Source organism: Candidatus Bathyarchaeota archaeon (assembly GCA_026014735.1).
In the GTDB taxonomy this organism is placed as follows: domain Archaea; phylum Thermoproteota; class Bathyarchaeia; order Bathyarchaeales; family Bathycorpusculaceae; genus Bathycorpusculum.
The window spans coordinates 20,266-44,481 of record JAOZHT010000004.1 but is presented as its reverse complement, the minus strand read 5'-3'; the positions used below and the strand labels follow the sequence as shown (position 1 = coordinate 44,481).

Here is a 24,216-nt window from a genome sequence, read left to right as displayed (position 1 = left end):
TTGGCAAATAGTAGTAATTACCGCGTACAGTTAAGACGCAGACGCTCTGGAAAAACAGATTATCAAGCACGCAAGGCAATGGTTATATCCGGTAGACCCCGGCTTGTTACCCGAACCTCAAACAAAAACGTCACCGCACAGATCATCATGGCAAAACCCATCGGCGACCAAGTGCTGGCAGCAGCCAACAGCCGCGAACTCATCAAGAAATACGGCTGGAAAGCTCCCACCGGCAACATCCCTGCAGCCTACCTGACCGGTTTGCTCTGCGGATTGAAAGCCAAAGCAGCAGGCGTTGAGCAAGCCATCCTCGACATAGGCTTAATCACTCCCACTAAAGGCGCAAAAATCTTTGCTGTCCTAAACGGCGTCCTCGACGCTGGCATAGAGATTCCCCATGGCGAAGGAAAACTGGTTAAGGAACGCAACAAAGGCGATCACATCGCTAAGTACGCTAAAAGCCTCAGCTCAGAATCTGAGGAAGCTAGCGAGTTGTTTTCCCAGTACAAAGCCAAGGGTGTAGCCCCCGAAAAACTGCCTGAACACTTCAGCAAAGTGAAAGCTGATATGGTCGGCTCGTTTAAGGGCGCTAAAGTAGCAGAGGAAGAAGAAGAGGAAGCGCCCAAGAAACCCGCCGCAAAAGAGAAGGAGGCAGCGCCTAAGGCAAAAGCTAAAGCTGAGCCGCAGGCAAAAGCAGCCCCTGTAAAGGCGGCCGCTGCAGAAAAAGCCGAGAAAGCATCCGCTAAAGAGAAAGCACCTGCCAAAGAGAAACCGGCAAAAGAGAAAGCTGCACCAAAAGAAAAGGCAGCTAAGAAGGGTGGAAAAGAAGAATGAGCAGAAATCCAAGAGATAGAAGTAGAGACAGCGAAAGACGCCAAGCTAGCCTAGAACAGTGGGTTCCAAGGACCCGTCTGGGCAAAATGGTTCAGGAAGGCAAAATCACCACTATCGAAGACCTTTTCCTCTCAGGCATCAAAATCAGCGAGCCCCAAATCGTGGACTCTTTGATTCCTGACCTGCAAGAAGAAGTCATCAACGTCAACTTGGTTCAGAAGCAAACTGACGCCGGCGAAAAATCACGTTTCAAAGCCATCGTCGCAGTCGGCAACAGAGACGGCTACATCGGCCTAGGCCAAGGCAAAGCCGGTCAAGTACGCAACGCCATCGAGAAAGCAGCAGCTAACGCACGCCTAAACATCGTTCCCGTTAAACGGGGCTGCGGCAGTTGGGAATGCGGCTGCGGTAAACCCCACAGTGTCCCCTTCGAAGTGGAAGGCAAATGTGGCGGCGTCCGCGTAGTCATCGTGCCTGGTCCAAGAGGCTTAGGTCTAGTTTCCAGCGAAGTCGCCAAGGTCATTTTGGGTCTTGCTGGCGTGAAGGACCTTTGGATGCGAAGCTACGGCTCCACCCGAACAGTGCCCTCCTATGCCCGCGCGATCTTTGACGGCTTAACCAAAACCTACAACTTAATCACAACCACAGATTGGGTGAAGTAAACATGTCACAGAAAACTGAAGAATGCAAATGCCTCGTCGTGGTCCGAGTCCGCGGAACCGTCAGCGCAATGAAGGAAACCCGCGAAACCCTCGAACTGCTCAGGCTCACACACACTAACCACGCAGTCATAATCGACAGCAGACCCGCCTACAAAGGCATGCTGCAGCGCGCAAGCAACTATGTCACCTGGGGCGAAGTCTCCAAGGAAACCATCACAGCTATGCTGCAGAAACGCGGCAGACTCGCAGGCGCCAAAAAACTCACCGCTGAATACCTGCAGAAGGCAGGCTACGGCTCCATCGAGGAACTCGCCGATGCCCTCCTATCTTGCAAGGTTGCATACAAGAGCCTACCCGACATCGAACCCCGCTTTAAGCTGCATCCCCCATCAAAGGGCTACAAGGGCTTAACTAAGAAGGCCTTTAATGCAGGCGGCGAAGCTGGGTACCGCGGCGAAGCCATCAACGATCTCGTTAAACGCATGATTTAATCTGCGTAACCTTTCTTTTCCTTTTGATTTTTGTTTTTAGTTTGCTTTGTGTAAACTGGTTTTATCGTCAGCGTATAGTCTTGTTGCTTACGGGTGCATGATGGTTAGGTGGATGTTTCAGGCGCCGGTTTGCCATATCTATTAATACTTTCATATGGAATCTATTGCATCACACTTTGGGTTTTACACGTATGCCCCTAAACCAAGCTTTAGTAGATGAGGTTGAAGCGTCGATTCTGCGGGACTTCACTTTATCGTACAGTGAACTAAAACAGCTTCACTCAGAAATGCTTGACCAGATTACCTCAAGCGCCAGCCGCTCACCCGCCTACGCTTCAATCGAACATGTCACTGACATCTCGCAGCTAAGCAAGCTTCCCCTCTCCTCCTATGAGCAGATTCAGGACCTCTTCGATCGGATTGGCCCCGAGAAGGTGCTTCTTAAAAAACCCGCCATATTCTGGTACACCTCTGGCTCCACGGGCAAACAGAAAAAAGTTTACTACGGAGAAGGCGACCTAGATGTCATCGCGCAGGGTTTTCTCGAGCTCCTCTACCTTAGCGGCGTACGCATCACGGATAGCCCCTGGGTTTTCACTTCCACTGGCGGCGATACCCTCTTTGGGCTTGTCCTAAAAAAGTATGGTTTAACCGGTTTGATTTCTACTTTGGCCAGCGAAATGGATGTTATCAAAGCGTTGAGGCAGGCCTCTAAGCTTGAACGTATCGATGTTACGGTTGGTGTCACATGGCTTTACCTTGTTATCCACAAGATAGCGCATCACCCCGGCGAATTCGAGAAGATAGTGCAGAAGATAGTGAAGGATAAGGTTAAGGTTCCGGGGTTGTCATGGTTAATCTGCAAGTATCTAATGCGGGGCATCGACTATTCCAACCTTGCAGAAACCCTGTCTAAGACGAGGCTGGGCTTTTCCCACGCTGAAGCGCTCGCGCCGTATCTGCCTAAAATCCATAAAGCTTATCCGCTTATGGAGATGCATGACGTGTTCGGCGCAACCGAGCAGTGGGTTCAGGCAATCCAGGTTTCCACCGAGCATGATTGGCTCAGCTTCTTTCTGCGTTACTCTATTCCCGAGATTGCTAACCCCGAAGAAGTCATCAAAGCCAAACAGGACCCAACCTACATACCCAAAACAACACCCTGGTATGAATGGAAAAAGGGCTTGCGTGGCGAGCTAATATTAACCCGTCCCAACGAATGTCTTCCCCTGATACGGTACCCCACAGGTGACATGATTGAAGTCATGGATCCCGCCTACACCTTCACCGTCAAGCTAGAAACAGCATCGCTAACTGTTACGTTGCCGGCTATAATGTCTCTTGGAAGAGCCACTGACGCCGTCGACTTCGATTCCGGAGACCAATCCGGTAACTTCTTTGGCTTTAAAGTCTACTCCAGACAGATAAATGACGCCCTCTTCAAAATCAGCAACATACGCTGGTGGGAACTCTATCATGTCAAGGGATCCCCCGGCAGATTCATCTTTCTGGTAATCCCCGAAGCCCCCGTCCAAAACGAGCCCGAATTTAAGGGGGAAATCCTGTCGTCGCTTACCAAAACCTTCGTCGAGTTCTATGCGGTTGATACTGGTCGACAGTTCCTGCTTGACAGCACATCGGTTAATGGACACGGCGTTCTCCATAAGGAACTCATCGAAGTTGCCATTACGCGCCCGGAGGCTTACGGCGTTATAGACCGCGAGGTAAAGCGGCGTCTCAAGGAGGGTCGCGCGATGGGCAGGCAGAAGCCTAAGAGGATATTTAAGGTTGAGAACGAAGCTGAGTTTGAGCGGCTTGTTGACGAGAAACTGAAGGCATAGCGTCCCGCCTGGAAGTACCTCCCTCCCCCTCTTATTCTAGTGAGCACATTTTTCTGCTTTAACCTGTTTTTGTATAGTTGTTGTGGTGGGTGCCCCTCTTTACACAACAACAACCAGTGATTTGCAGAAAACAATGCATTTTGGAAACGGGTTTTAAGGCGCATTGCAGATTGGTTGTGCAATCCGCCACAAGCAGAACACCATTAATCTACTGATTTGCCCGGAAATGACGGGTATGGCTGGCGGTGACTTCCTCCACAATTATGACTCGCCTATTCACAAGAAATGAAGAAAGCCGGCGTTCTCGGGCTAGATGTTTCTGAGGAAAAAAGGGTTAGTTGGTGTTTGTGAAGGTTTGCTCTGTGCTTCTGCGGGTTCTGCAGAAAACCTTGGATTCCACAACGTAATCCTGCGTCTTTAGCGTGTCCGCCAGGTTCCCCTGTGCTGCATATGCCGCCGCGGCGTGTCTGTGTCGGTGCACGAAGGCGAAGTAGGTTGTCGCTATACCCATCAAGAACCCGCTTGCCCAAAGTGGAACCACGAAGAAGAAGAAGTAGAAGTTCCACACATCCACCGAGAAGAGTAGCACTTGGATAGGCGCGGGGTAAGCCATGTTGGTCCAGTAGAAGCATCCCAGCATGAAATCAAGCGTGTTGAAGCCCAAACCCGAGGTGGCTATGGCTACGAAGAAGAGCGTTAGCAGTATGAGGATGTGTTTTTTGGTTTTGGTGAAGTTAAAGAAGGCAGCCATCGCTAATCCGGTTGCTAACCCCCCTATGGCCATGGTGGCGAGTCCAAAGATGCTGTATGCGTATTGAGCATCCATAACGATGTAGTTGTTCATGTGCCATTGAAAAGTGGCGTCTTTACCGTACCAGTCTGCGCCGATCATAACTCCGATGTAGAGGCTGTAAAAAAGAAGCGCTATGCCTACAATTATCATTGTTACTAGGGCAATTTGTTTTCCCCTCATGATATTCTCCCTTCCAACCTAATAACCCCAACTTTCCGCAAATAAATGTTTCCCAAAGAATATCAAAAATCGGTTTTTCAAGCCGCGTTTGCATTCTTGTTCACCCTGCTCATAAGGTGGCTACTTAAATGTCAAAGACCGATGCAATAACTGTTAAATAGTACAATGAAATTTCTGGTGCAAAAGGTGATGGCATGCAGAAGTGGGCAGACTATCTCATTTCAGGAGTCAAATCTATAACTGGCTCCGCCAAAATCAGTTGCGTAGAAGTCCACAGCGACTTCGGTTGCCTAGTCTGCGAAACAAGCATTGAGTCACGTGAGCAAGTTATCGCCAACATAAAACAGGGCATCAGCTACGCCACGGTTTTCCGGACTATGCTGGGCAAGTGGAGGCGAGGCGAAGATGTCCGCGTTGTCACAGTAAACGGGGAAGAGTTTCTGCGCACCGATGCGAAACCCGAAGCCGCAGACAACTTCAACGATGTGCCAGAAATATAAGCAACCGAGCTACCTTCTTTCACTTAACGTATATGGCAGTCTTTATGCCGTTTTTAGGGTAACAAGAAACCCCTTAATAATTGAACAATCAAAAATCACCTTTCAAGCTTTACAGTGGGGTTTGTGGTTGTGCTGCCAGAAAAAGGAGGGAGAGGTTTTGGAGCCTTTTTTTCCCTCGGTGTTGATAGCAAAGTTCTCAATGCTATTTGCGGTAAGTTGAAACCAGTCCTCGTGCTTTGCCTGTGGCCTGAGCCATCAATGCTTAGGCTTCGAGCTTGGCTCCACCCTCATCTAGCACTGCATATCCATGCCTATTATAATTTACGCAAAACCGCCCGAGAGAAAACTCCGGCTTCTTGTACCTGAAAACAGCCAAATAAAGCTTGGGCAGCCACCAAATAAGCCGTTATGTCACAAAAAAGCAGCCGTTTCCTGCTATCTACTCCCCCGCTGAGCATTTTTCGCTAGCTAACAGCAACCTGTTCTTCAGGGTTTTTATCACCCTTTATGTGCGATACATTTTATAATCCCCACAGAGAAATCCGTTAGTTAATTGGAGGGGGAAATGATGAGTGCAAAATGGCGAAGAACCAACAAGAACCGAAAATGGCTAAACCTAAACGAGCTAAGTCCACCCAAAAAACAGCGAACAAGCCAAAAATCCGCTCCGACGCCGCCGAGCCTCCGCCCGCAAAACAGCTACGCCAAACGCAGGGGGCAAGAGCCAAAACCCTTAATTGACATCTTCCAAGACACCAATAACATCACGATAATCGCTGAGATAGCGGGCTTTAGCAGAGATTCGCTTAAAATTAACGTGAAAGACCAGAAAATTACCCTCTCCGCCAAATCAAAAGAACGCCGTTATTATAAAAGTTTAAATTTACCGAAGGTAGTGATTCCAGACGAAACGCACACCAAGTTCAAGAACGGCGTGCTAGAAATCAAGCTAAAAAAAGCTGAATCAACAGCTATAGGAAAAGCCGATCACCATGCCCCATAAACTTAGAAAAATCAGGAAATTCCGAGGTTCACGAACACAAGGTTACGGAAGAATCGGGCAACACCGAGATTCAGGTAGCAAAGGCAACCGCAGAGTTGGACGCCACAAGCACCTCTGGAGCAAAATCCAAAACATTGACCCAGGGTACTTTGGGAAACACGGATTCACTTCTCCGCAGAGCATAAACCGATATGAAAGCACCATTAACCTGCAGAAACTCGACCAGTTGGCAAAAGGCGCCGAAATCAACTTAACCGAACTCGGTTACACTAAACTGCTCGGCACAGGCAAAATAACCAGAGCCTTAACCGTGCAGGTTGCTGCAGCCTCTAAATCTGCCCAGCAGAAAATCGAGGATGCCGGCGGCAAGCTGGTTCTCCCAGAAGCAGAAGCAGAAGCCTTCGAGGAGTAAAGCTGCTAAATGGCCGGAAGATTCCTCAGCCTATTCAAGCCTGTAGGCAGAGTTTTACCTGAAATCAAAAAGCCCGCACGCAAAGTTAGCTTTAACGAAAAAATCTTCTGGACCGCCCTTGTCCTAGTCGTCTTCCTAGTGATGACCGAGATTCCACTCTACGGCGTAAGTTCAACCGCCTCAGACAGATTCGGTCAACTCCGCGTTATCTTCGCCTCAAACCAGGGCACACTGATGGAGCTTGGCATCGGCCCCATCGTCACGGCAGGCTTAATTCTCCAGCTTCTCGCAGGCTCCGGCATCATAAAATGCGATTTATCAAACCCTGAAGACCGAGGACTATTCACCTCAGCCAGCAAAGTCTTCAGCATAATCCTCACCGCAGTTCAAGGCGGCGCCTACATCCTCAGCGGCATGTATGGTACTTTGGACGAATTGGGATTCGGGGTAATAATTGTGATTTTCGTGCAGCTCCTAGCCGCAGGTATAATCGTTATGTTAATGGATGAACTTGTCCAGAAAGGCTGGGGTCTAGGCAGCGGTATCAGTCTCTTCATCATGGCAGGTGTCGCCCAGAGCATACTCTGGTCTATGTTCGCGCCGCCCACCGGCTTATTCGTCGGTGCACTATCACAGCTACTCGGCGGCGGCATAACAGGGCTAGAATGGGTGTTTGGCACCGCAGGCGGCGTTTACCCCTCCCTAATAGGGTTAATCGCAACCATCGTTGTGTTCCTCATCGTTATCTACTTGCAGGGTGTCCGCGTTGAGCTCCCCATGAGCTACGCCGGCTACAAAGGCTTCCGCAGCCGCTACCCAATCAAACTCCTCTACGTCAGCAACCTACCCGTCATCTTCGCCTCCGCATTATTCGCCAACGTCTACTTCTTCAGCCAGCTACTTTGGAGTCAACTTGGAACACCCGCACCAGGCACCAATCTCTTTTTCCAAATAATCGGCGACTACAACCAAACCGTCGGGTCCGATGGCAGCGTCAGTGTTCAACCTGTGGGCGGCTTAGCCTACTACGTGACGGCTCCGCGTAACATACAAGGTGTCCTAGCTGACCCGTTGCAGGCAGCCGCATACCTCGCAATCATCGTGGCTTTCTGTGCCGTGTTCTCCCTGATTTGGCTGGAAGTCGGCGGCTTAGGTCCCAGCAAAGTCGCTAAGCAACTCATGGACAGCGGCATGCAGATCCCCGGTTACCGCCGCAGCGAACGTCCCATCGAAGCCATACTTAAACGCTACATCCCCGTCGTGACGGTGCTGGGCGGCATATTCGTCGGTCTCTTAGCTGGGCTATCGGATTTCCTAGGCGCCTTCGGTACAGGCACCGGTATCCTGCTATCAGTGGGCATCATATACCAGTACTATGAGCTGCTGATGCGTGAACGCGCCGCAGAAATGTTCCCAGCGTTCAGACGAATCCTGGGCGATTAAGCCTCGACCCGCAAAGCCGCGGGTTCCCCTTTTCACTTTTTGTTGCTATTCATCGCTTTATTCTCATCTTCATGACATGCTTAATATGCCACTTTAAACTGAACTATGGCTAATTCTGCAATGAACGTTGGAAAACACGATGAAGGCTCTTGTAATCTATGGCACAAGATGGGGCGGCACCGTTAAGGTGGCACAGGCAATCGGCGCAGCGTTATCAGATGAAGGCATCCCCGCCGAAATAGTCGACGCAAAAGATGCCCCCTCAGACATAGGCGGCTACGACTTAATCGTGGTGGGTAGCGGGATGCGAGCGGACAAATGGACTAAAGAATCAATAGAGTTCCTCAGCAAAAACAAGCAGACGCTTCAAACCAAAAAGACCGCGCTGTTTGTCAGCTGCCAGATGGCCGACCGCAAGGACCAAAAACGTGAAGAAGCAAAATGTCAATATCTGCAAAAAACCGCTGATGAACACGGTTTGCAGCCTTTAGCCTTAGGCTATTTTGGCGGCTACCTAGATTTCAGTCATAGCCACGGCTTAGTCGTTGACATCATGGTTAGGGTTAACCGCAAAAGCCTACGCAGAAACGGTTTAGATACCACCCGCATCCATGACACTCGCGACTGGGCAGGCATAGAGGTTTGGGCGCGTTCGCTTGCTAAAGCAGTTAATGAGGCAGAATAGGCAAGATGCTTTAGGCTCCCAGAGGGCCTGGGCTATGGCCCGTTTGGTTTCTGGCCCGCTCCAGCTTGCAGGTTGGCTATGGAGGCTTTTGAAAGCTGACTTTTTGGTCGATTGAGAAACTTGGTTTTGCTCATTTTGGCTCTTAAGAAGCAAAAATGGTTATTAACGAGGAACATGTAGCCATAAACGACATAACCACGCAAAAAGAGAGCCCCGAGAATGAAGGCGTTAAACAAAAAAATAATCTTACTTGCAACTGTGGCGTTATTTGTGATTTATGCGGTGAGTGCTTTCGCCGCTGCCCAGGCAGCTTCAAACTATTCTCTTTCCGTCTCGTCAAACAATGATGGCGTAAATCAAGCTGCCTCCTACACCTGCGTAATCACCAACGCAGCCAACAATAGCACCTTAACCAACATCAACGTCACGATTCCCGCAGGCTACAGCGCCATAGCCAACCCAGCTATAACCCAGCAGCCTGCCTCGCAGTCATGGACCATAACCCGCAAGGAATCCGTCTTCTACCTGAGTCCATCTGGCCAAGGCTTAAGTTCGGGGCAAAGCCTAACCTTTACGTTCGACGCAACCAACCCTGTCGTAGCAGGGAACTACACGTGGGCTACAGATGCATCCACCGCCACATCTACAGTTCAAATTGACGATGTAAGCTTTCAAGTGAACATTGTCACGTTCCTTCCCGTACTGGCGATACTGGGCATTGCTGCGGGCATTGCATTCTTGAACACAGGGATAAACCGTGTTCTAATTAACTACTTCATCGGCTGGGCGCAGTACCGTGTTATGCAGAAGGAAATGGCTGAATTCCGCCGGGAAAGCATGGCTGCAGCGCGGGCACAGGATAAGAAGCAGATGGAGAAGCTCAAGAAGAGGCAATCTCAAATAAACAACATGCAGGCCAAAATGTTCAAGCCGCAGATGCTGCAAATCGGCATATCCTTCGTTTACCTCATCGTATGGTTCCTGGTGCTTATTCCAGTCTTCGGAACCACCTCGCTGGCATATCTGCCCGGGATTGGTCCATTGCCCGTTGTGTGGCTCTACCCGCTGCTTTCAGTATTCCTGGGGCTGCTGTCCCAACGCATAATAGGCGTCATGCCCATAGAACAGTAACTCCCCGATAGAGATGACCCCTAACATGCCCCAACCCAACCACACCTGCCAAGCCACCCCTAAAATGGTCATATGCATCTCTGGCATGGCGGGCACGGGCAAAAGCACTCTGGCAAAGAAAATCGCAGAGAAATATGGGCTCCGCTACTACTCTGGCGGCGATGCACTCAAAGCCCTAGCTAAAGATGAGGGATATGACATAACCATCGAGGGCTGGTGGGAAAACCCTGTTGGCATAAAATTTCTAAAAGAACGCGTCAGCAACCCCAAATTCGATAAGGCTGTTGACGATAAGCTGCTTCAGTATGCCTCGGAGGGGAATGTTTTGCTGGACAGCTGGACTATGCCTTGGCTCTATAAGGGCGGCGGCTTTAAGATTTGGCTGGAAGCCTCTTTTGAGAACCGAGCTGCAAGGGTTGCCCAGAGGGATAACTTGACTTTGGAGCAGGCGGTTAAGATGCTTAAGGAGAAAGAGGATCATACTAAAGCGATTTATCTGCAGCTTTATGGTTTTGTTTTAGGCGAGGATCTTTCGCCGTTTGATTTTGTTTTGGACACTAACAGTCTGAATGCGGTGGAAGTGTTTGAGGTGCTTTGTCGGGTGGTCGACAAATTAGTTCTTACAAAATCTGATTCAGATTCAGAAGATTAATCTTCTAAAACATAGTTTCCGCACCTTTAAAAGCACAAAACATGCAATAGCCCTTTATCAATACTTATTACTGGAGAAACGGGAAGGGAGAAGCATGCAACTGATAAGGCGGCTAGCCGAATTCCTACTGGTGGAAATAATCCTGCTATCCCTCCTCATAACCCACCTTCAAGCAGATTTCCAATCAACCATCGCCCTGCTAATCTTCAACGCACTCTTCATCTCACTCATGTCCAGACTCCAAGGCAACCCCCTCACCAAACTGGGCCTGATAACCGCCGGCAACATACTATTCGCCACATGGAACTGCCTCTTCCACGCGCTTACCCTTTCAGTCGCCAGCATCAACTTAGTTTCAGATTCCACCCTCAAAGTCCTCTACACCATAAGTTATCCCCTCTTCAACTCGTTTCTAGTTATCTCTTTTTGGTCCCTTAGCCTAACGTTTCTACGCTTCCGGGCCCCGCAGGTGATAGCAGCTGATAATTGAAGCCATAGAATTTTTCTTCATCGCTCTAAGCGTTCTCATGTTTGCCTACCTCATCCGCCACTACATCTTCACTTTGGCGGTGCTAAAAAAAGCCAACAACCCACCAAAAACCGTCCCCGCCGCCGCAATCCCCTTTGAGCCAACTGTATCCATCCTTATCCCCGCTAGAAATGAAGAAAGAGTCCTTGGGCGACTGCTACAGCGCCTCACCGAGGTGGCCTACCCCAAAAATAAACTGCAGATCATCGTTATCGATGATTCCTCCACTGACCACACGGGCAAAATCGCTGACGACTACCAAAAACATTACCCCTACATGGAGGTGCTGCACCGCGGCTCCCACGGTGGAATTGGCAAAGCCGCCGCCATGAACGAGGGCTTCAAAGGCGCTCGCGGCGAAATCATCCTCTGCTTTGACGCTGACTATTACCCATCCATAGAGATTGTCAGGCAACTTACCGCCGCCTTCACTGATCTCAAAGTCGGGGCGGTCCAGGGTAGAGTGGTGGTGCTAAATGAGCCTGAGAATGCGATAACTCGCCTGGTGGCGTTGGAGCGTGTGGGCGGTTACCGTGTTGATCAGGAGGCAAGGGATATTTTGGGGTTGATTACGCAGTTCGGGGGCACCGTGGGTGGTTTTCGCCGCTGTGTGCTGGAGCAGTTGGGCGGATGGGATGAGGGGGTTTTAGCGGAGGACACTGATTTGACTTTTAGGATTTACCTGTCTGGCTACCGAATAAAATATGACGTTAACGCTGAATGCTACGAAGAAGCCGTTAACACTTGGGCTTCGTATTGGCGGCAGCGGAAACGCTGGGCAAAGGGGCATATGCAATGCTTCTTTAAGCATTTTTGGAGTGTGCTCTGCACCACCAAGCTGGATGTGAAGCAGAAAATCGATGGGTTGCTGCTGCTTAACATCTACTTTATGCCGATTCTGGTGTTTGCTTCCTTCATTATGGGTTTAATTCTGATTTGCTCCAACATGAATCCGCTTCTAAACAGCTATTACCTCTTCGCTTTAACAATCATTCTTCCCCTGTCCCTCTACAGCTTCGTAGGCAACTTTGCACCCTTCTTTGAGGTCAGCGTAGGCTTATACCTGGACGGTCGGAGGCGAACGCAGTGGCTGGTTCCATTATCCATGGTGACTTTCCTCTATAACATGCCCATCTGTATGCTTGCCATCTTTGATTTAGCCGCGGCGAAACTGAGGCGGCGGCAGCATGGTTGGGTAAAAACTGTGCATTCTGGTAAAGGAGAGAGATTATGCTGAAAAACCAAACCTGCGAGGCGAAGAAGAGTTGGCTATAGAATTGGTGGTTGCTGCTTTGGTGGGTACCTCGGCTTTTATGGGTTCACTGCTGTTTTTGCCCGCTGCCATAGAGCTTAGGCGGCCCCGTGACGCCGGCCCAAGATTGATAAGCAATGACATATCTTTGATCTGTATTGCCTGCGTTGCAGATATGGAGGCGCCGCAGCCTAACAGTCGGCAGCTGGCAAGTATGTTCACGGGGTGCTTCTCCGCGATCCAGAACTTGGAGCTATAGGCAAGCTACTTGAGGAGCAGCTTGGCGTTTTTCCACTGTTCCCTTGCTAGGGCAATGTGACCCCTGGGGGAGCCGTATAGGGAGTAGAATACGTAGCAGAGGTAGTTGCATTGGGTGCAGTCATGGAGGTCCTTGCGTAGAGCCTTGAACTCTTCGCTTTTCATTTTCTGCGGTAAATCAAAGACGCTGCCCAAATAGTTTCTGCTGTGGCAAGGCGCAACTCTGCCGAGGTGATCCACCACCAAGAAGCTGCTGAGTGCTTGGCATTTCCAGGTTCGCTGTTCCTCGTCAAAGAGGCTGCGGAGTGTCTCAAGGAGCTTGGTGGTCATCAGTATGTTCTTGTTTGTTTTCTTCATTTCGATAAGTTGGTTGCAGAGGTTCACCATGGCTTTTTTGTCTGTTATTACGAATTCGTCGTTTGCTTTACCTATCCTGAAGAGCTGCTTGCTGTCCTCGGAGGTGTCATAGCTGTAGAGGCAGTACCACACTGGGACGCCCCTGCCGGTGAAGTAATTGGTTATATCCACGATTTCATAGAGGTTCTTTTGGCTAATCGTGGGGGTAACGCTCACGGGGAGCTTTTCCTTCTGGAGCAATTCGACGGCTGCCATGGCGTTTTTCCAGGCGCCCGGAACCGCCTTGATGTAATCGTTCTTGGCTTCATCTAGGCTGTCGATGGATAACGCGACAAAATCGACTTTGCGCAGCAGATCAATTTTTTTTGCCGCCATGCTGCCGTTATCGTAGACGGTTGTGACGAAGCGCTCTGAGGCGTAATCGAGGATTTCGCCGATGTCGGGCCTTAGCAGGGGGTCGCCGCCTGAGATAACCAGCTCGATTATGCCTGCGTTTTTGAGGATGTCTAGCCCCTTCTTTATTTCTTCGGTTGACAGTTCATTGGGATCCTGTTCTTTCCAGACGTTGCAGCCTACGCAGCGGTAGTTGCATTTTCTGGTAACTAGCCACTGTGCATGATGGGGTTTACCTGAAGCCAAGGAACGCCTCGCGATGGATAATGCCTTTTTTATGCCCGTTGTCAAACCTTAATTTTCACTGCCGCTTAACTTTTTGTTTAGAGTATTCAGTCTGGACAACTATAAAACCGTTATCAGTTGCACCTGTGTTTTTGTTGTTTTCCTCTGTGCCGCGGGCAGGGTGATTTGGGCTTGAACATAAAAGCAACCCCGCATAAAAGATAATGGCGGGCACCGGATTGGCATACACCCAGAGTTACTTCCAAACAAGAAAGTACACGCTAAAACAGCAGCTGGTTAAGCGGCATGTACTGGAAGTATTACAGTGGGCCTCCCAAACCCTCAACATGCCCCTTTTAAACGGTCAGGGTAAACAAGCATTAGACGTCGGCTGCGCCTACGGATTCACCACGCAGGCCCTCTCAGAATCAGGCTACCAAGCCGTGGGCATGGATGTTTCCGCATGGGGCACGAGGCAGGCGAAGGCTGGCAGCGGCGAATTTTTGGTCGGCGACGCCCAAACCGCTTTGCCCTTTCAGGCCGATACGTTTGATTTGGTCACGTGTTTTGATGTGCTGGAGCATCTGCCCCATCCTGAGCAGGCGCTATACGGCATGTTTAAGGTCTGCAGAGGCGTACTTGTCTGCACCACCCCAAACCGGAAGGTGGAGAAGCCCCTGCGTAGGCTGATGCGGGACTACGACCAAACACACATAAGCACCCGAACGCAGGCGGAGTGGGAAACAGTTACTGGACGTTTAGGGTTTGGGGCTTTATCTGTGGAGTCCTTCTATGATTTGGCTGCTCGGTTTGGGGGCAAGCTGTTTTTTAGGTCGTTTCGCTTTCCAACGTATGGATTAACCGTTAGGATAGCGGCAAGGAAGTGAATGCGGTGGCTGATGACTCAATCGATGTGGTCCTGATAACCAAAAACAGCCAGCGTATGCTTCGCCGCTGCATCGAATCCATCTACCAGAACGTGCCGGTTGCACGATTGATTGTGGTGGACGGTTACTCCGTCGACGGCACCCACAGGATCCTTGAGGACTTCAACCGCAGATACGGCAACGTAAAAGTAATCCTCGATGGGGGCACCCGCGCCACCGCGCGCCAACGAGGCATTGAAAACGTTGAAACGGAGTGGTTTATGTTTGTGGACAGCGACGTGGTGCTCTGCCAGGGCTGGTATGAGAAAGCCAAAAAATACATCGGACCCGACGTTGGGGCAGTATGGGGCATTGAGGTTTGGTCCACCATAACCAAGCCCAAGACGCTGCGGCTGTTTCTCACGACCACCCGCAAGATTTTTGAGGTTCGAGGAGGCACCCATGACACTCTCATCCGAAGTAGCCTCATGCGGGACATACATATCCCCCCTGACCTGCATGTATTCGAGGACGCCTACATCAAAGACTGGATAACCGCCAAGGGCTACCGTGTTGTGCCCTGCTATAGCCCCTTCTGTATCCATTACCGCCCCGAGACCGTTTGGAGTCTGAGGGGAAGTTTAGATCTGATGGCGGAGTCCTTCCGGTTTGGGAACCCCCGATTAATCAGCAGGCTAATCTTGGCTTACGGCTTCTATACTGCCTACTCAATCTACCAGATGCTCTCGCCCTAAACGAAAACAAAAGCTTAGGTTACATATTTTTAAGGGTAAAGGTAACCATTAACATGTAGCTACTACATTGAGGGCACCTATGCAAGTCGACGTCGTCTTGTTGACCAAAAACAGCCAGCATCTCCTACGCAAATGCTTAACCTCTGTTTACCAAAACGTGCCCATCAAAAACCTCATCGTCATCGATGGCTTCTCCAGCGACCGCACACTCAAAATCCTTGACGAATTCAACCGCAGATACGGCAACGTCAAGCTTTTCCAGATGGAGGGTTCAAGAGCCAGAGCACGCACCGCAGGCATAGCTAAAGTGACCACGGAGTGGTTTGTGTTTGTGGACAGCGACGTAATCCTTAGCCGAGGCTGGTTTAGTAAAATCCAATCCGATGCCTCTAAGGGCGTTGGAGCGGTTTGGGGAGTAAACATCGATCTTTTGCCTAACGTCAAAAACCGGCATATTCTCAAGGTTCAGATGCGTGTGGCGCGGCGATGCTTTAAGCTGCGGGGCGGAATGCATGACACGCTGATTCTGCATAAGGCGGTGGCGGGGATTCGGATTCCTGAGGAACTCCATGCCTACGAGGATGCGTATTTGGTGCGCTTAATTGAGCGGCGCGGCTATAAGGTGTTGGTGGCGTCGGAGGCTTATTGTCTGCATGATAAGCCGCCGGATAACTGGAGCCTAAAAAACGGCTTAAGCCAATCAATCGTGGAGTTACGCTGCTGCCTTGTTTACTCTCATCTCTACGAGTACGTGCTGTTTTATCCGGTGTTCTTTTTGTATTGGGCTCTGCAGCTGCCGCTCAACGGCTTCCGCAATGGGTTGCATAAAACCTAACGTTTTCTTATCGGCTTAACGCTATCCAAAGATGGTCTGAAACGGGACGTGGCAGCATATCCGCTGAGCCATCCGCCTTCATCAGCAACCGCTTGTTAACGTTACCCGTGAATTCGCCGATGACATCCGCGTAAATTCTCTCCCTGCAGAGGCGATCAACGATTTTTTCCGCAGCCTCCGGAGCAGCGGCAATCAGAAGCGCCCCTGAACTAATGAGCTGCAACGGGTCGATTTCGTAGAAGCGGCAGATCTTCGCGGTTTCCGGCTCCACCGTGATTTTCTCCGCAGACACCCTTGCCCCCAGCCCTGCGGCGTCTGCCATCTCGTGGATGCCGTTTAGGATGCCGCCTTCGGTGGGGTCATGCATGGCGTGGACTCCGCCCGCGTGGTAGGCGGTTAAGGCGTCTTTGACGACGCTGATTTGGCTGTAGAAGTGTTTGGCGTCGTCGAGCATGGTATGGCTGAAGACCTCTCGCAGTTGGAGTTCGCGGTCTGTGGCAAGTATCGCCGTGCCCTCGATGCCTGCGGATTTGGTAAGTATGATTTTGTCGCCGGGTTTTGCCCCCGCAGCCGTCACGTAGTTGCCCTTCTCGGTTAAGCCCATGATGCAGCCTACCACAATGGGGTTTGTCAGCCCCGGCGTGGATTCGCAGTGGCCGCCCACGATGGCTATGCCTAGCTCCGCGGCGGCGTGGTGCATTTGGCTGCTGATGGCTTCCACGATTTTGCTGTCTGCGCCCTCGGGCAGCATGATGCAGCTGAAGAAGAATGCTGGTTCCACCCCGAATGTGGCGACGTCGTTGGCGTTGACGTTGATGGCTTCCCAGCCGATGCGTTCCACCGCCCCCGTTATTGGGTCCATGGAGACGATGGCGTTTTTGGTGCCTACATCCAGCACGGCGCCGTCTACCCCGGCGGCTGGGCCAAGCACGACTTCGCCTCGGGGAGCGCCCAGGTTCTTGAAAACTATGTCTTTTAGCAGTTCAATGGGGATTTTTCCAGTCGGTAGCTTCATACTTTATCCTCTGTTTATTCTAGCTTTTAAGTGCGTTGCGCTCTCCAACTTTTAGGCAGCGTTCTTCGAAGCAGCAGAGCGATGGGGACACCGACCAAGCCGCCGACAACTACCTGCGAGACGTTGCCGGGGATTTCGGCGAATGCAGCCACGCCCAGCCCCAGCACAAAATATTCAATCAGCAGGTACCCAAGGACCATTTCTGCGCCGGCAACCGTTACTGCTAATATGTCACGCCAGAGCCGTTTTTGGTTGGAGATTAACCCCGCGATTGTACCTTCTGCTCCTTTAATGATGAAGGTGAAGGGTGCAAAGATGCCGTAGCCCAAAATTACATCGGCGAGTGCTGAACCCACCGAACCCGCGATGCCGCCGACGACTGGGCCAAAGGTGAGGGCGCTGACGAAAATCATGATGTCGCCTATGTTTGTGTAGCCCCGTGTGACGGGGTTTGGTATCTGAAACGTGACGGTGGCGACTATGACTAGTGCCGCCATGACTCCTGAGACTGCAACCTGGATTACGGTTAAGCGTTTCCTATCGGGGGACTGCTTTTCCTGTTTTTGACTCATGGTCATCACGGTGTTATAGCTGTAGGTACATACTTATCAGCTATAAATGATACGCTGCTTGCGTGCTTATCAACTCATGCATCGAAGACAAAAAGGTCTCTTATCGATGATGCTACCGGGGCAATTGCCTAGACACACATAGATTAAATCAGCAGGCAGCCTTCTTTCCCAGCGAAAACTAGAGGATGCAGACAAAAAACCCCTTCTTCTATGCATATGTTGAGCCTATAAATAAGGGGGTATAGAAAAAAAAACAGGCGCTAGGGATATTTGGGGGAGGGAAAATTCTAAATGGGAGTACAAGCAGAGTATTTTGCAGTTGATGATCATGAGTGTAAAAGAAGACCCCATTAAACTCCACAAAGACGCCATGGCGATTATGGAAAACGGCAAACTAGCCGAAGCACGCGACCTCTTCGTAAAAGTCGCTGACCTCTACTATAAAGGACAGAACTACTTCGGCGCAGCCGAAATGAACTATAAAGCAGCTGAATGCAGCTTTAACCTCAAAGAATACGAGAAAGCAGTTGAACTATATACCAAATCCAGCGACATATCCTTCGCGAAGGGCTTTGAACGCTACGGCATCAGCGCACTGGAAAACGCGCGGGACAGCCAAAAAGCACTTGGCAACACCAAAGAAGCCGAGGAACTAGACAAGAAAATCGCGGAATTCAACAAGAAAAACGAGGAACCTGAAGAAGAATCCTCCTTCTCGTTGTTCTCCTAAACCCCTTGCCCCAAAAGGGGCTCTGAGGATTTTATAGCGTCCTGACGCTTAAAGTGGCAACAGCGATAGCTGGCACAGCTGAAAAGTCAGCTAACGTCTTCACTTCGGCCGTGAACTCCGCAACGCCCAGCATATAGGTTGGATGCTTCTCCAGCTCTACTTCGCTGGTATAAGGCGTCTTGGTGAAGCGAAGCACAACAGATGCTTTTGAGGAGCTTATCTGCTGCAGCATGCTGTTTCTCTGGTTGCTTTCATGTGAAAGATAAGTTGCAACAAGGATGATTCGGTGCTTCTTTGCTAAGTCTGCGAGGTAACCCATAACTTGGCTGTAGGCTGCTTTGGCTTCCTGGTCATCGACGTTGCCGCTTAGAAATGGACCCGCAATGTCTGAGATAACAACGAGTTTTGCGTCGGATTCAACGATGGCTTGCTCTAGCTGCTCAGTCACGATTGAAGCCAACCGATATGCAGTGTAGGCACGCATTTTGGTGACGTTTAGCTGCATCGCCTGTGGCAGGCTTGAAATGGAAGGGCTGGTTGCTGCGTCGATGAAGACCACTTTGCTTTCGAGTCCACCGAACTCTTTTGGAATCTGTGCTTGAACGCAGAGTTGACAAACCTGGGAGTTAACTGTTTGTGAGCCGTAGATAACTGCGAAGTCGCCTGCCTTGAAGCCTGGGAAAAGCCCGTCTATGTCTGGCTCGTTAAAGGTTAACCGTGGCAGGACCGAATTCTTTTGTATCTGCCGAGTTCTGAAGAGGAGTTCTTGTTGCTGCATCTTGTTCACGGAAAACCAGTTACCCCGCTTTTGCCTATTTAAATCAACGGCGAAACAACATTACCTGGCAGGGGAGGGGTCACCGAAAGTGAAAGCGTCTCCCCCATAGTGCAAAGGGAAATCTATGATAGGCACCTCCACGTTAAAGGCAAACACACGCCCAGAGGAATAGCAAGATGCAGAAAGACTTCAAAGAAGTGTTCTATAGCCGACAAACTGTGCTAAAAGAACTTGGAGAAGCCGGACAGGAAAAGCTCTCAAACGCGCGGGTAGCGGTAGTCGGCGTCGGCGGCTTAGGCAGCGTTTCTTCGCTTTACCTTGCCTTGGCGGGCGTGGGCTACATCCGAGTAATCGACCAAGATACGCTTGAACCCCACAATCTGCACCGCCAAATCCTCTATCGCCCAAGCGACCTCCGTTACCCCAAAGCTGAAGTGGCCGCAAAGAAACTCCTTGAACACAACCCCCTCATCCAAGTGGATGCTGCCTCAGAGAACCTAAACCAAGACAACGCAAAAACCCTGCTAAGCGGCGTCGACGTGGTGGTTGACGGACTCGACAACGTATCTGCACGACACATTGTTAACCGCGCCGCCGCGGAGCTGGGGGTGCCCTATGTTTTTGGCGCCGCCATAGGCTTTGAAGGCAACTTATCGGTGTTTTATCCCCCCAAAACAGGTTGCCTGGAATGCTTCATGCCCAACAATGCAGATGCAGACCACATGGACCGTGACACCTGCAACCGCCGAGGCATCTTGGGCGCAACCGCGGGGGCAATCGGCACCTTGCAGGCGCTAGAAACCATCAAGTTAATCACTGGCATAGGTGAGCCGCTTCTGGGCAAACTGCTGGTCTGCGACTTCACCGATATGAACTTCACCGTTTTGCCCCTCCATGCAAATCCACAGTGCCCAGTCTGCCGCGGAGAATCCAAATCGGCGGCGGAGGGAAGTCGGCTGGTTTGGCTCTGCGGCGAAGACACCGCCAACATTAACCCCCAAAAACCCCTGAGCATCCCCCTCGAAGCCGTCTATGAGCGCGTCAGGCAACATTTTGATGTGTTGCTGAAGAGCAAATTGGCGTTGAGGTTTGTTTTCCGCGGTTTTGAGGTTACCTTGTTTGGGGGCGGACGCATGCTGATTAAGGGCGTTAAAGATGAAAAAGAGGCGTTGGATGCGTACAGCGAGGTTTTTGGTGAGATTTCTCAGTGCTGAATCGTCAGTGCCTCGGTTAGAGCTTTAGCGTCTTCTATGTAGCCGTCGAGGATTTTGAGGTTCTGCTCGAGTTTCTGGGGGTTTTTCTCGAAACCCATCAGTTGCTCTCGCTGATGCAGATAATACGCTGCGATTTTGCTGGCGGTCTGCCTATGCTCAGCCGTGTAAGCGCCCGCTTTTATGGCGTCGCCTGCCGCTTTTATGCTGGTCTGCATTTCATCAATCGACATACCGGTGGTTTTCTTAAAGTCCCTGGCAACCCACTGGCGCTCGAAGAGGTTGCGTTTCTTCCAGCCCTCCGACTGCTCCATGAAGCTGTTAAGCACCTTCTCGTAGAGTTCCCTTAGCCTTCGCGTCTGCGGGGTCTTTTCTGGCTGGCGCTGCGGTTCCTGCGGCGTTGGCTGCGGTGCCTCGGATGCGTCCTGCTCGAAGGGTATGTTGGCTTCCCGCAGCACCTGAATAGAGCTGGTTTCCTGCCCATGATAACGCTGTGCTTGGGCAACAGCCAAAGCAAACCCCGCGCCCGCCGCCTCAGGGGAAATCTGCGCGTTTTTGTTAAGTTCAAACAACTCATCAAGACTCATGCCCATAAGCTCCGCCACTTTGCCTCCGCCTTCGATGAACCCGGGGGTTTTGGAGATGCCGGGGCCAATCGTGAATGCATACACGCCGCTGCCTTCCAGCTCCGCGGAGAGGGTGTTTGATAGCTCCACCTGAGCAGTCTTGAATACCTCGTAGGGGCCCATGAAGGGGGCTGCGCCCGAGGAGGAAACGCAGACGAAGACGCCGTGTCTGCGCTTGAGCATGTCGGGAACGAATTTTTTGGCTAACAGCACGGGTCCACGCAGGTTCACGTTGTAACTGAGGTCCCATTTGCCTATTTGGGAATCCACAACCGCTGCCATTGGAAAAACAGTGGCGTTGTTTAGAACTACGTCGATTCTGCCATACTTTTTCAGCGCCGCCTCCGAGAGCTTCTCGATGTCCCCTTCTCTTCCTATGTCAGTTTTAACGAAAAACGCCCTGTCTGCCCCGAACTCTGCGCTGAGGGCTTCTTCTGCGGCTTTCCCGTTTATCTCGTCGATTTCGGCGACGACTACTTTGGCGCCCAGCCAAACAAGTGCCCTTGCAGCTTCATAGCCGATTCCGCGGCCTGCGCCCGTAACCACAATGACTTCGTCTCTGAGGGTTTGTTGCCCAAATTTTCCTTTACTAACCAGCATCTTAGCCACCTGCCTCATCTTTCTGTTGGCTTCTAAATAAAAAGCTTAAACCCAAAAAAGGCAATCTCCACCCAAAGAACCAGCGACGCAACCGCCACCTCAACGATGGAGAGAACCGCGCCGACTTTCAGGTAACTCCACAGGCTGATGCTGACGCCCCGCCGCCGCATGGTTTCCAGCCACATCAAAATCGCCAGTGAACCCAGCGGGAAAAAGTGGGGTCCCAAATTGTTGCCTATGACGTTACTAAACACCAGCCCCGTGAGCTGCGTGCCTGAGGCGCCGATGTGCTGGATAGATAGCATGCCAAGGATCGTCATGGGCCAGTTATTCATGAAGGATGCGCCGACGGTGACGACCATGCTGGGGGCGAAGATTCCCAGAGCCGAGGGCAACCTGCTGGAAGCATCGAGCGCCGCTGCGAGGAGGTTGGTGATGCCTGCTGCCTCGAGGCCCTGCACCACGATGAAGATGGCGAGCATGAAGAGCAGGATGTCCCAGTTGATGTCGCGGGCTAACCCAAAAAGCCCCCGGCGCTCGCCGCTTACGGAGCCGTTTTGTTTTAGGCTGATTCCGTAGGCTGCCGCAAGAAAAACTGCACCGCTGCAAATCACCAGCGAAACAGGCACCCGCAGAAGCGAAGTCACCACGTAGCCCACATCCACCGCAACCAACGTGGCAATGCAGACCCGTAGCAGGGCCCGCGAAATCGGGGGCTTGCCGGCTGTTAGGGTTTCTGCGGCGGCGGGGTTGTAGGCTTTGGGGATACCCTTGCGGAAGAACAAGTACAGGATGGCTATGCTGCTGGTTATGGTGGCTACTGCGATGGGTCCCATGAAGGCAAGGTGGTCTAGGAAGCTGTAGCCGAAGTAGTCGGCGCTGAGGATGTTTATGGGGTTGCTGGTGATAAGTGGCATAGCTGCGGTGTCGGCGATTAAGCCTGCGCTGAAGAGGTAGGCGAGTTTGCCTTTGGAGCCGATGTCGAGGAGGCTAACTATTTCCAGCACGATAGGGATCAGGATCAGCACGGCGCTGTCATTGGCAAACAGGATGCTCACCGCAGCCGTCAGCAGCGTCACGTAGAAGTAAAGCCGTAAGCCGCTGCCGCCCGCAAGCCGCACTACTCCCAGCGCCGCCCACCTGAAAAAGCCCATGGCATCCAAAACCACCGAGAGCGCCACGATGCCCACAAACGCCAACGCCGCATCCCAAATACTCAAAAAAGACTGCGCCGCCTGCCCCAAGGTAACGGTGCCCAGAGCCAGCGAGGCAGCTGCTCCGATTGCCGCAGCGTAGCCCAGCCGTATACCCCATGGACGCTTAAGCATCAGAACCAGCGTTACCGCAAAAATAGACAGTGCCGCTGCAGCTATGTAGTCCAAAGGGAGCCTCGCATAACAAAGCAGGCACTTGGGTCAACTATAAAAAATTAGCGAAGTCGGCAAGCCAGAATGAATATGCTTGAGGTTAAAAAATAAAAGAAGTGAAAAGGGAAAGGGGCGAAGGCTTACTTCTTGGGTTGCTTGGGACGTAAGCTGCGGACGGTTTCTCCTGCACGCCACATCTCGCTTTGACCCATCTCTTTGAGTTCGTCAGCGAGTTTCTGGCGGTAATCCGCTGCCTTGCTCTTCTCGAGAACGATGCGGGTTTCTTCGCCTGCCGCCACGAGCTCGTAGAGGCTGTCGAAGACTGGTTGGGTTGCGCTGCGGAAGCGTTCTTTCCAGCGTAGGGCGCCGATGCGGGCGGTTTCGCTGCAGTTGCAGTACATCCAGTCCATGCCGTTCTCGTCAACGAGGCGGATGAGGCTTTGGGTGAGTTCCTCGACGGTTTCGTTGAAGGCTTCACTTGGGCTGTGACCGTTCGCGCGCAACGTGTTATATTGGGCTTCAAGGATGCCTGCTAATGCGCCCATAAGTGTGCCGCGTTCGCCGGTTAGGTCGCTGTAGACTTCTTTCTCAAAGGTGGTTGGGAACAGGTAGCCTCCGCCGATGGCGATGCCAAGTGCCTTGGCGCGGTCCATGGCTTTGCCGGTTGCATCCTGGAAAACCGCGAAGCTGCAGTTGATGCCTGAGCCGTCAACGAAGTTGCGTCTGACGCTGGTGCCGCTGCCCTTGGGGGCAACGAGGATAACGTCTATGTCTTTAGGTGGGATAACGCCTGTTTGTTCCTTGTAGACGATGCTGAAGCCGTGGCTGAAGTAGAGTGCATCGCCAGCTTTGAGGGTGGCTTTGACTTTGGGCCACAGGGCTTTCTGGGCTGCGTCGGTAAGCAGGTACATTTTGATGGTTCCCATCTTTGCTGCTTCCTCGAGTGGGAAGAGGTTTTTGCCTGGAATCCATCCGTCTGCGACTGCTTTGTCCCATTCTTTCTTGAATATGCCTTCTTTTTCTTGTCCAATGATTACTTTTACGCCGTTGTCTCTCATGTTAAGTGATTGGGCTGCTCCCTGTATGCCGTAGCCAAGGGAGACGACGACTTCGTCTTTTAGGATTTTTTGGGCTTGCGCCACTGTAAACTCTGTGCGGGTGATGACGTCCTCTTTGACGCCACCGAAATCCAGTTTAACCATATTAAGTACCTTCAGCCA

General features: G+C 51.4%; 26 protein-coding genes and 1 pseudogene. 19 read left to right on the top strand and 8 right to left on the bottom strand.

Annotated elements, in window-relative coordinates; all coding sequences use genetic code 11:
- The 4 genes and pseudogenes from NWE93_12725 (at position 1) to NWE93_12710 (ending at position 3,828) form a co-directional block, all read left to right on the top strand.
- Positions 1–594, top strand: a pseudogene (locus tag NWE93_12725) (50S ribosomal protein L18).
- Positions 595–830: 236 nt separating this feature from the next.
- Positions 831–1,496 (top strand): 30S ribosomal protein S5, encoded by a 666-nt coding sequence (locus NWE93_12720; protein MCW4001093.1) that lies wholly within the window; start codon positions 831–833, stop codon positions 1,494–1,496.
- 2 nt (positions 1,497–1,498) lie between these two features.
- Positions 1,499–1,987, top strand: a complete 489-nt coding sequence (locus tag NWE93_12715; GenBank protein MCW4001092.1) for a 50S ribosomal protein L30 — start codon at positions 1,499–1,501, stop codon at positions 1,985–1,987.
- Between the two features lie 191 nt (positions 1,988–2,178).
- Positions 2,179–3,828, top strand: a complete 1,650-nt coding sequence (locus NWE93_12710) for a hypothetical protein (GenBank protein MCW4001091.1) — start codon at positions 2,179–2,181, stop codon at positions 3,826–3,828.
- Between the two features lie 334 nt (positions 3,829–4,162).
- Here NWE93_12710 and NWE93_12705 read toward each other — a convergent pair whose 3' ends face one another.
- A complete protein-coding gene (locus NWE93_12705) occupies positions 4,163–4,801 on the bottom strand; it encodes a hypothetical protein (GenBank protein MCW4001090.1) in 639 nt (212 codons plus the stop codon).
- Positions 4,802–4,995: 194 nt separating this feature from the next.
- Here NWE93_12705 and NWE93_12700 point away from each other — a divergent pair, with 194 nt between their 5' ends.
- The 10 genes from NWE93_12700 to NWE93_12655 all read left to right on the top strand — a co-directional run bounded on the left by NWE93_12700 (position 4,996) and on the right by NWE93_12655 (position 12,667).
- Entirely contained in the window at positions 4,996–5,301 is a 306-nt protein-coding gene (locus tag NWE93_12700; protein ID MCW4001089.1) for a DUF3892 domain-containing protein, read from the top strand.
- A gap of 565 nt (positions 5,302–5,866) precedes the next feature.
- On the top strand, positions 5,867–6,304 hold the full coding sequence (locus tag NWE93_12695) for an Hsp20/alpha crystallin family protein (protein MCW4001088.1): 438 nt from the start codon (positions 5,867–5,869) through the stop codon (positions 6,302–6,304).
- On the top strand, positions 6,294–6,716 hold the full coding sequence (locus NWE93_12690; protein MCW4001087.1) for a 50S ribosomal protein L15: 423 nt from the start codon (positions 6,294–6,296) through the stop codon (positions 6,714–6,716). The genes NWE93_12695 and NWE93_12690 overlap by 11 nt, the downstream gene beginning before the upstream one ends.
- 9 nt (positions 6,717–6,725) lie before the next feature.
- Positions 6,726–8,159, top strand: coding sequence for a preprotein translocase subunit SecY (gene secY, locus NWE93_12685; protein MCW4001086.1), 1,434 nt, complete (start codon positions 6,726–6,728; stop codon positions 8,157–8,159).
- Positions 8,160–8,298: 139 nt separating this feature from the next.
- Positions 8,299–8,844: a nitric oxide synthase gene (locus tag NWE93_12680; protein ID MCW4001085.1), complete on the top strand. Its 546-nt coding sequence runs from the start codon at positions 8,299–8,301 to the stop codon at positions 8,842–8,844.
- 219 nt (positions 8,845–9,063) lie between these two features.
- Positions 9,064–9,975: an EMC3/TMCO1 family protein gene (locus tag NWE93_12675; GenBank protein MCW4001084.1), complete on the top strand. Its 912-nt coding sequence runs from the start codon at positions 9,064–9,066 to the stop codon at positions 9,973–9,975.
- A 25-nt stretch (positions 9,976–10,000) separates the two neighbouring features.
- Complete coding sequence (locus NWE93_12670; protein ID MCW4001083.1) at positions 10,001–10,627, top strand: cytidylate kinase family protein; 627 nt, start codon at positions 10,001–10,003, stop codon at positions 10,625–10,627.
- 94 nt (positions 10,628–10,721) lie between these two features.
- The gene (locus NWE93_12665; GenBank protein ID MCW4001082.1) at positions 10,722–11,117 is read left to right on the top strand and encodes a hypothetical protein; all 396 of its coding nucleotides are present in this window, start codon (positions 10,722–10,724) and stop codon (positions 11,115–11,117) included.
- Between the two features lie 37 nt (positions 11,118–11,154).
- Positions 11,155–12,393 carry a glycosyltransferase family 2 protein gene (locus NWE93_12660; GenBank protein MCW4001081.1) on the top strand — a complete coding sequence of 413 codons (1,239 nt, stop codon included), beginning with the start codon at positions 11,155–11,157 and terminating at the stop codon, positions 12,391–12,393.
- A gap of 28 nt (positions 12,394–12,421) precedes the next feature.
- Complete coding sequence (locus NWE93_12655; GenBank protein MCW4001080.1) at positions 12,422–12,667, top strand: hypothetical protein; 246 nt, start codon at positions 12,422–12,424, stop codon at positions 12,665–12,667.
- Between the two features lie 5 nt (positions 12,668–12,672).
- Here NWE93_12655 and NWE93_12650 read toward each other — a convergent pair whose 3' ends face one another.
- Positions 12,673–13,707 (bottom strand): radical SAM protein, encoded by a 1,035-nt coding sequence (locus NWE93_12650; protein MCW4001079.1) that lies wholly within the window; start codon positions 13,705–13,707, stop codon positions 12,673–12,675.
- A gap of 158 nt (positions 13,708–13,865) precedes the next feature.
- On the opposite strand from NWE93_12650, the gene NWE93_12645 reads away from it, so the two are divergent.
- The 3 genes from NWE93_12645 (at position 13,866) to NWE93_12635 (ending at position 16,097) form a co-directional block, all read left to right on the top strand.
- A complete protein-coding gene (locus NWE93_12645) occupies positions 13,866–14,528 on the top strand; it encodes a class I SAM-dependent methyltransferase (GenBank protein MCW4001078.1) in 663 nt (220 codons plus the stop codon).
- A 5-nt stretch (positions 14,529–14,533) separates the two neighbouring features.
- Positions 14,534–15,262, top strand: a complete 729-nt coding sequence (locus NWE93_12640) for a glycosyltransferase family 2 protein (GenBank protein MCW4001077.1) — start codon at positions 14,534–14,536, stop codon at positions 15,260–15,262.
- Between the two features lie 79 nt (positions 15,263–15,341).
- Positions 15,342–16,097, top strand: coding sequence for a glycosyltransferase family 2 protein (locus NWE93_12635; GenBank protein ID MCW4001076.1), 756 nt, complete (start codon positions 15,342–15,344; stop codon positions 16,095–16,097).
- A gap of 7 nt (positions 16,098–16,104) precedes the next feature.
- Here NWE93_12635 and NWE93_12630 read toward each other — a convergent pair whose 3' ends face one another.
- On the bottom strand, positions 16,105–17,112 hold the full coding sequence (locus tag NWE93_12630) for an AIR synthase family protein (protein ID MCW4001075.1): 1,008 nt from the start codon (positions 17,110–17,112) through the stop codon (positions 16,105–16,107).
- A gap of 26 nt (positions 17,113–17,138) precedes the next feature.
- A complete protein-coding gene (locus NWE93_12625) occupies positions 17,139–17,684 on the bottom strand; it encodes an ECF transporter S component (GenBank protein ID MCW4001074.1) in 546 nt (181 codons plus the stop codon).
- Positions 17,685–18,012: 328 nt separating this feature from the next.
- Between NWE93_12625 and NWE93_12620 the strand changes: the two genes are divergently transcribed.
- On the top strand, positions 18,013–18,414 hold the full coding sequence (locus tag NWE93_12620; protein MCW4001073.1) for a hypothetical protein: 402 nt from the start codon (positions 18,013–18,015) through the stop codon (positions 18,412–18,414).
- A 31-nt stretch (positions 18,415–18,445) separates the two neighbouring features.
- Here NWE93_12620 and NWE93_12615 read toward each other — a convergent pair whose 3' ends face one another.
- On the bottom strand, positions 18,446–19,192 hold the full coding sequence (locus NWE93_12615; GenBank protein MCW4001072.1) for a hypothetical protein: 747 nt from the start codon (positions 19,190–19,192) through the stop codon (positions 18,446–18,448).
- Positions 19,193–19,368: 176 nt separating this feature from the next.
- Here NWE93_12615 and NWE93_12610 point away from each other — a divergent pair, with 176 nt between their 5' ends.
- Positions 19,369–20,406: a HesA/MoeB/ThiF family protein gene (locus tag NWE93_12610; GenBank protein ID MCW4001071.1), complete on the top strand. Its 1,038-nt coding sequence runs from the start codon at positions 19,369–19,371 to the stop codon at positions 20,404–20,406.
- Here NWE93_12610 and NWE93_12605 read toward each other — a convergent pair.
- From NWE93_12605 to ilvC, 3 genes are all read right to left on the bottom strand, one after another.
- Positions 20,397–21,629, bottom strand: coding sequence for an SDR family oxidoreductase (locus tag NWE93_12605; GenBank protein MCW4001070.1), 1,233 nt, complete (start codon positions 21,627–21,629; stop codon positions 20,397–20,399). The genes NWE93_12610 and NWE93_12605 overlap by 10 nt on opposite strands.
- Positions 21,630–21,661: 32 nt before the next feature.
- Complete coding sequence (locus NWE93_12600; GenBank protein MCW4001069.1) at positions 21,662–23,011, bottom strand: SLC13 family permease; 1,350 nt, start codon at positions 23,009–23,011, stop codon at positions 21,662–21,664.
- Positions 23,012–23,136: 125 nt separating this feature from the next.
- Positions 23,137–24,198, bottom strand: coding sequence for a ketol-acid reductoisomerase (ilvC, locus tag NWE93_12595; protein ID MCW4001068.1), 1,062 nt, complete (start codon positions 24,196–24,198; stop codon positions 23,137–23,139).
- Positions 24,199–24,216: the final 18 nt, after the last annotated feature.

Excerpts from the sequence above, each read along its gene's own strand:
- NWE93_12720 (MCW4001093.1), top strand. The coding sequence starts at position 831 with ATGAGCAGAAATCCAAGAGATAGAAGTAGAGACAGCGAAAGACGCCAA.
- NWE93_12715 (MCW4001092.1), top strand. The coding sequence starts at position 1,499 with ATGTCACAGAAAACTGAAGAATGCAAATGCCTCGTCGTGGTCCGAGTC.
- NWE93_12710 (MCW4001091.1), top strand. The coding sequence starts at position 2,179 with ATGCCCCTAAACCAAGCTTTAGTAGATGAGGTTGAAGCGTCGATTCTG.
- NWE93_12705 (MCW4001090.1), bottom strand. The coding sequence starts at position 4,801 with ATGAGGGGAAAACAAATTGCCCTAGTAACAATGATAATTGTAGGCATA.
- NWE93_12700 (MCW4001089.1), top strand. The coding sequence starts at position 4,996 with ATGCAGAAGTGGGCAGACTATCTCATTTCAGGAGTCAAATCTATAACT.
- NWE93_12695 (MCW4001088.1), top strand. The coding sequence starts at position 5,867 with ATGATGAGTGCAAAATGGCGAAGAACCAACAAGAACCGAAAATGGCTA.
- NWE93_12690 (MCW4001087.1), top strand. The coding sequence starts at position 6,294 with ATGCCCCATAAACTTAGAAAAATCAGGAAATTCCGAGGTTCACGAACA.
- secY (MCW4001086.1), top strand. The coding sequence starts at position 6,726 with ATGGCCGGAAGATTCCTCAGCCTATTCAAGCCTGTAGGCAGAGTTTTA.
- NWE93_12680 (MCW4001085.1), top strand. The coding sequence starts at position 8,299 with ATGAAGGCTCTTGTAATCTATGGCACAAGATGGGGCGGCACCGTTAAG.
- NWE93_12675 (MCW4001084.1), top strand. The coding sequence starts at position 9,064 with ATGAAGGCGTTAAACAAAAAAATAATCTTACTTGCAACTGTGGCGTTA.
- NWE93_12670 (MCW4001083.1), top strand. The coding sequence starts at position 10,001 with ATGCCCCAACCCAACCACACCTGCCAAGCCACCCCTAAAATGGTCATA.
- NWE93_12665 (MCW4001082.1), top strand. The coding sequence starts at position 10,722 with ATGCAACTGATAAGGCGGCTAGCCGAATTCCTACTGGTGGAAATAATC.
- NWE93_12660 (MCW4001081.1), top strand. The coding sequence starts at position 11,155 with ATGTTTGCCTACCTCATCCGCCACTACATCTTCACTTTGGCGGTGCTA.
- NWE93_12645 (MCW4001078.1), top strand. The coding sequence starts at position 13,866 with ATGGCGGGCACCGGATTGGCATACACCCAGAGTTACTTCCAAACAAGA.
- NWE93_12635 (MCW4001076.1), top strand. The coding sequence starts at position 15,342 with ATGCAAGTCGACGTCGTCTTGTTGACCAAAAACAGCCAGCATCTCCTA.
- NWE93_12630 (MCW4001075.1), bottom strand. The coding sequence starts at position 17,112 with ATGAAGCTACCGACTGGAAAAATCCCCATTGAACTGCTAAAAGACATA.
- NWE93_12625 (MCW4001074.1), bottom strand. The coding sequence starts at position 17,684 with ATGAGTCAAAAACAGGAAAAGCAGTCCCCCGATAGGAAACGCTTAACC.
- NWE93_12620 (MCW4001073.1), top strand. The coding sequence starts at position 18,013 with ATGAGTGTAAAAGAAGACCCCATTAAACTCCACAAAGACGCCATGGCG.
- NWE93_12615 (MCW4001072.1), bottom strand. The coding sequence starts at position 19,192 with ATGCAGCAACAAGAACTCCTCTTCAGAACTCGGCAGATACAAAAGAAT.
- NWE93_12610 (MCW4001071.1), top strand. The coding sequence starts at position 19,369 with ATGCAGAAAGACTTCAAAGAAGTGTTCTATAGCCGACAAACTGTGCTA.
- NWE93_12605 (MCW4001070.1), bottom strand. The coding sequence starts at position 21,629 with ATGCTGGTTAGTAAAGGAAAATTTGGGCAACAAACCCTCAGAGACGAA.
- ilvC (MCW4001068.1), bottom strand. The coding sequence starts at position 24,198 with ATGGTTAAACTGGATTTCGGTGGCGTCAAAGAGGACGTCATCACCCGC.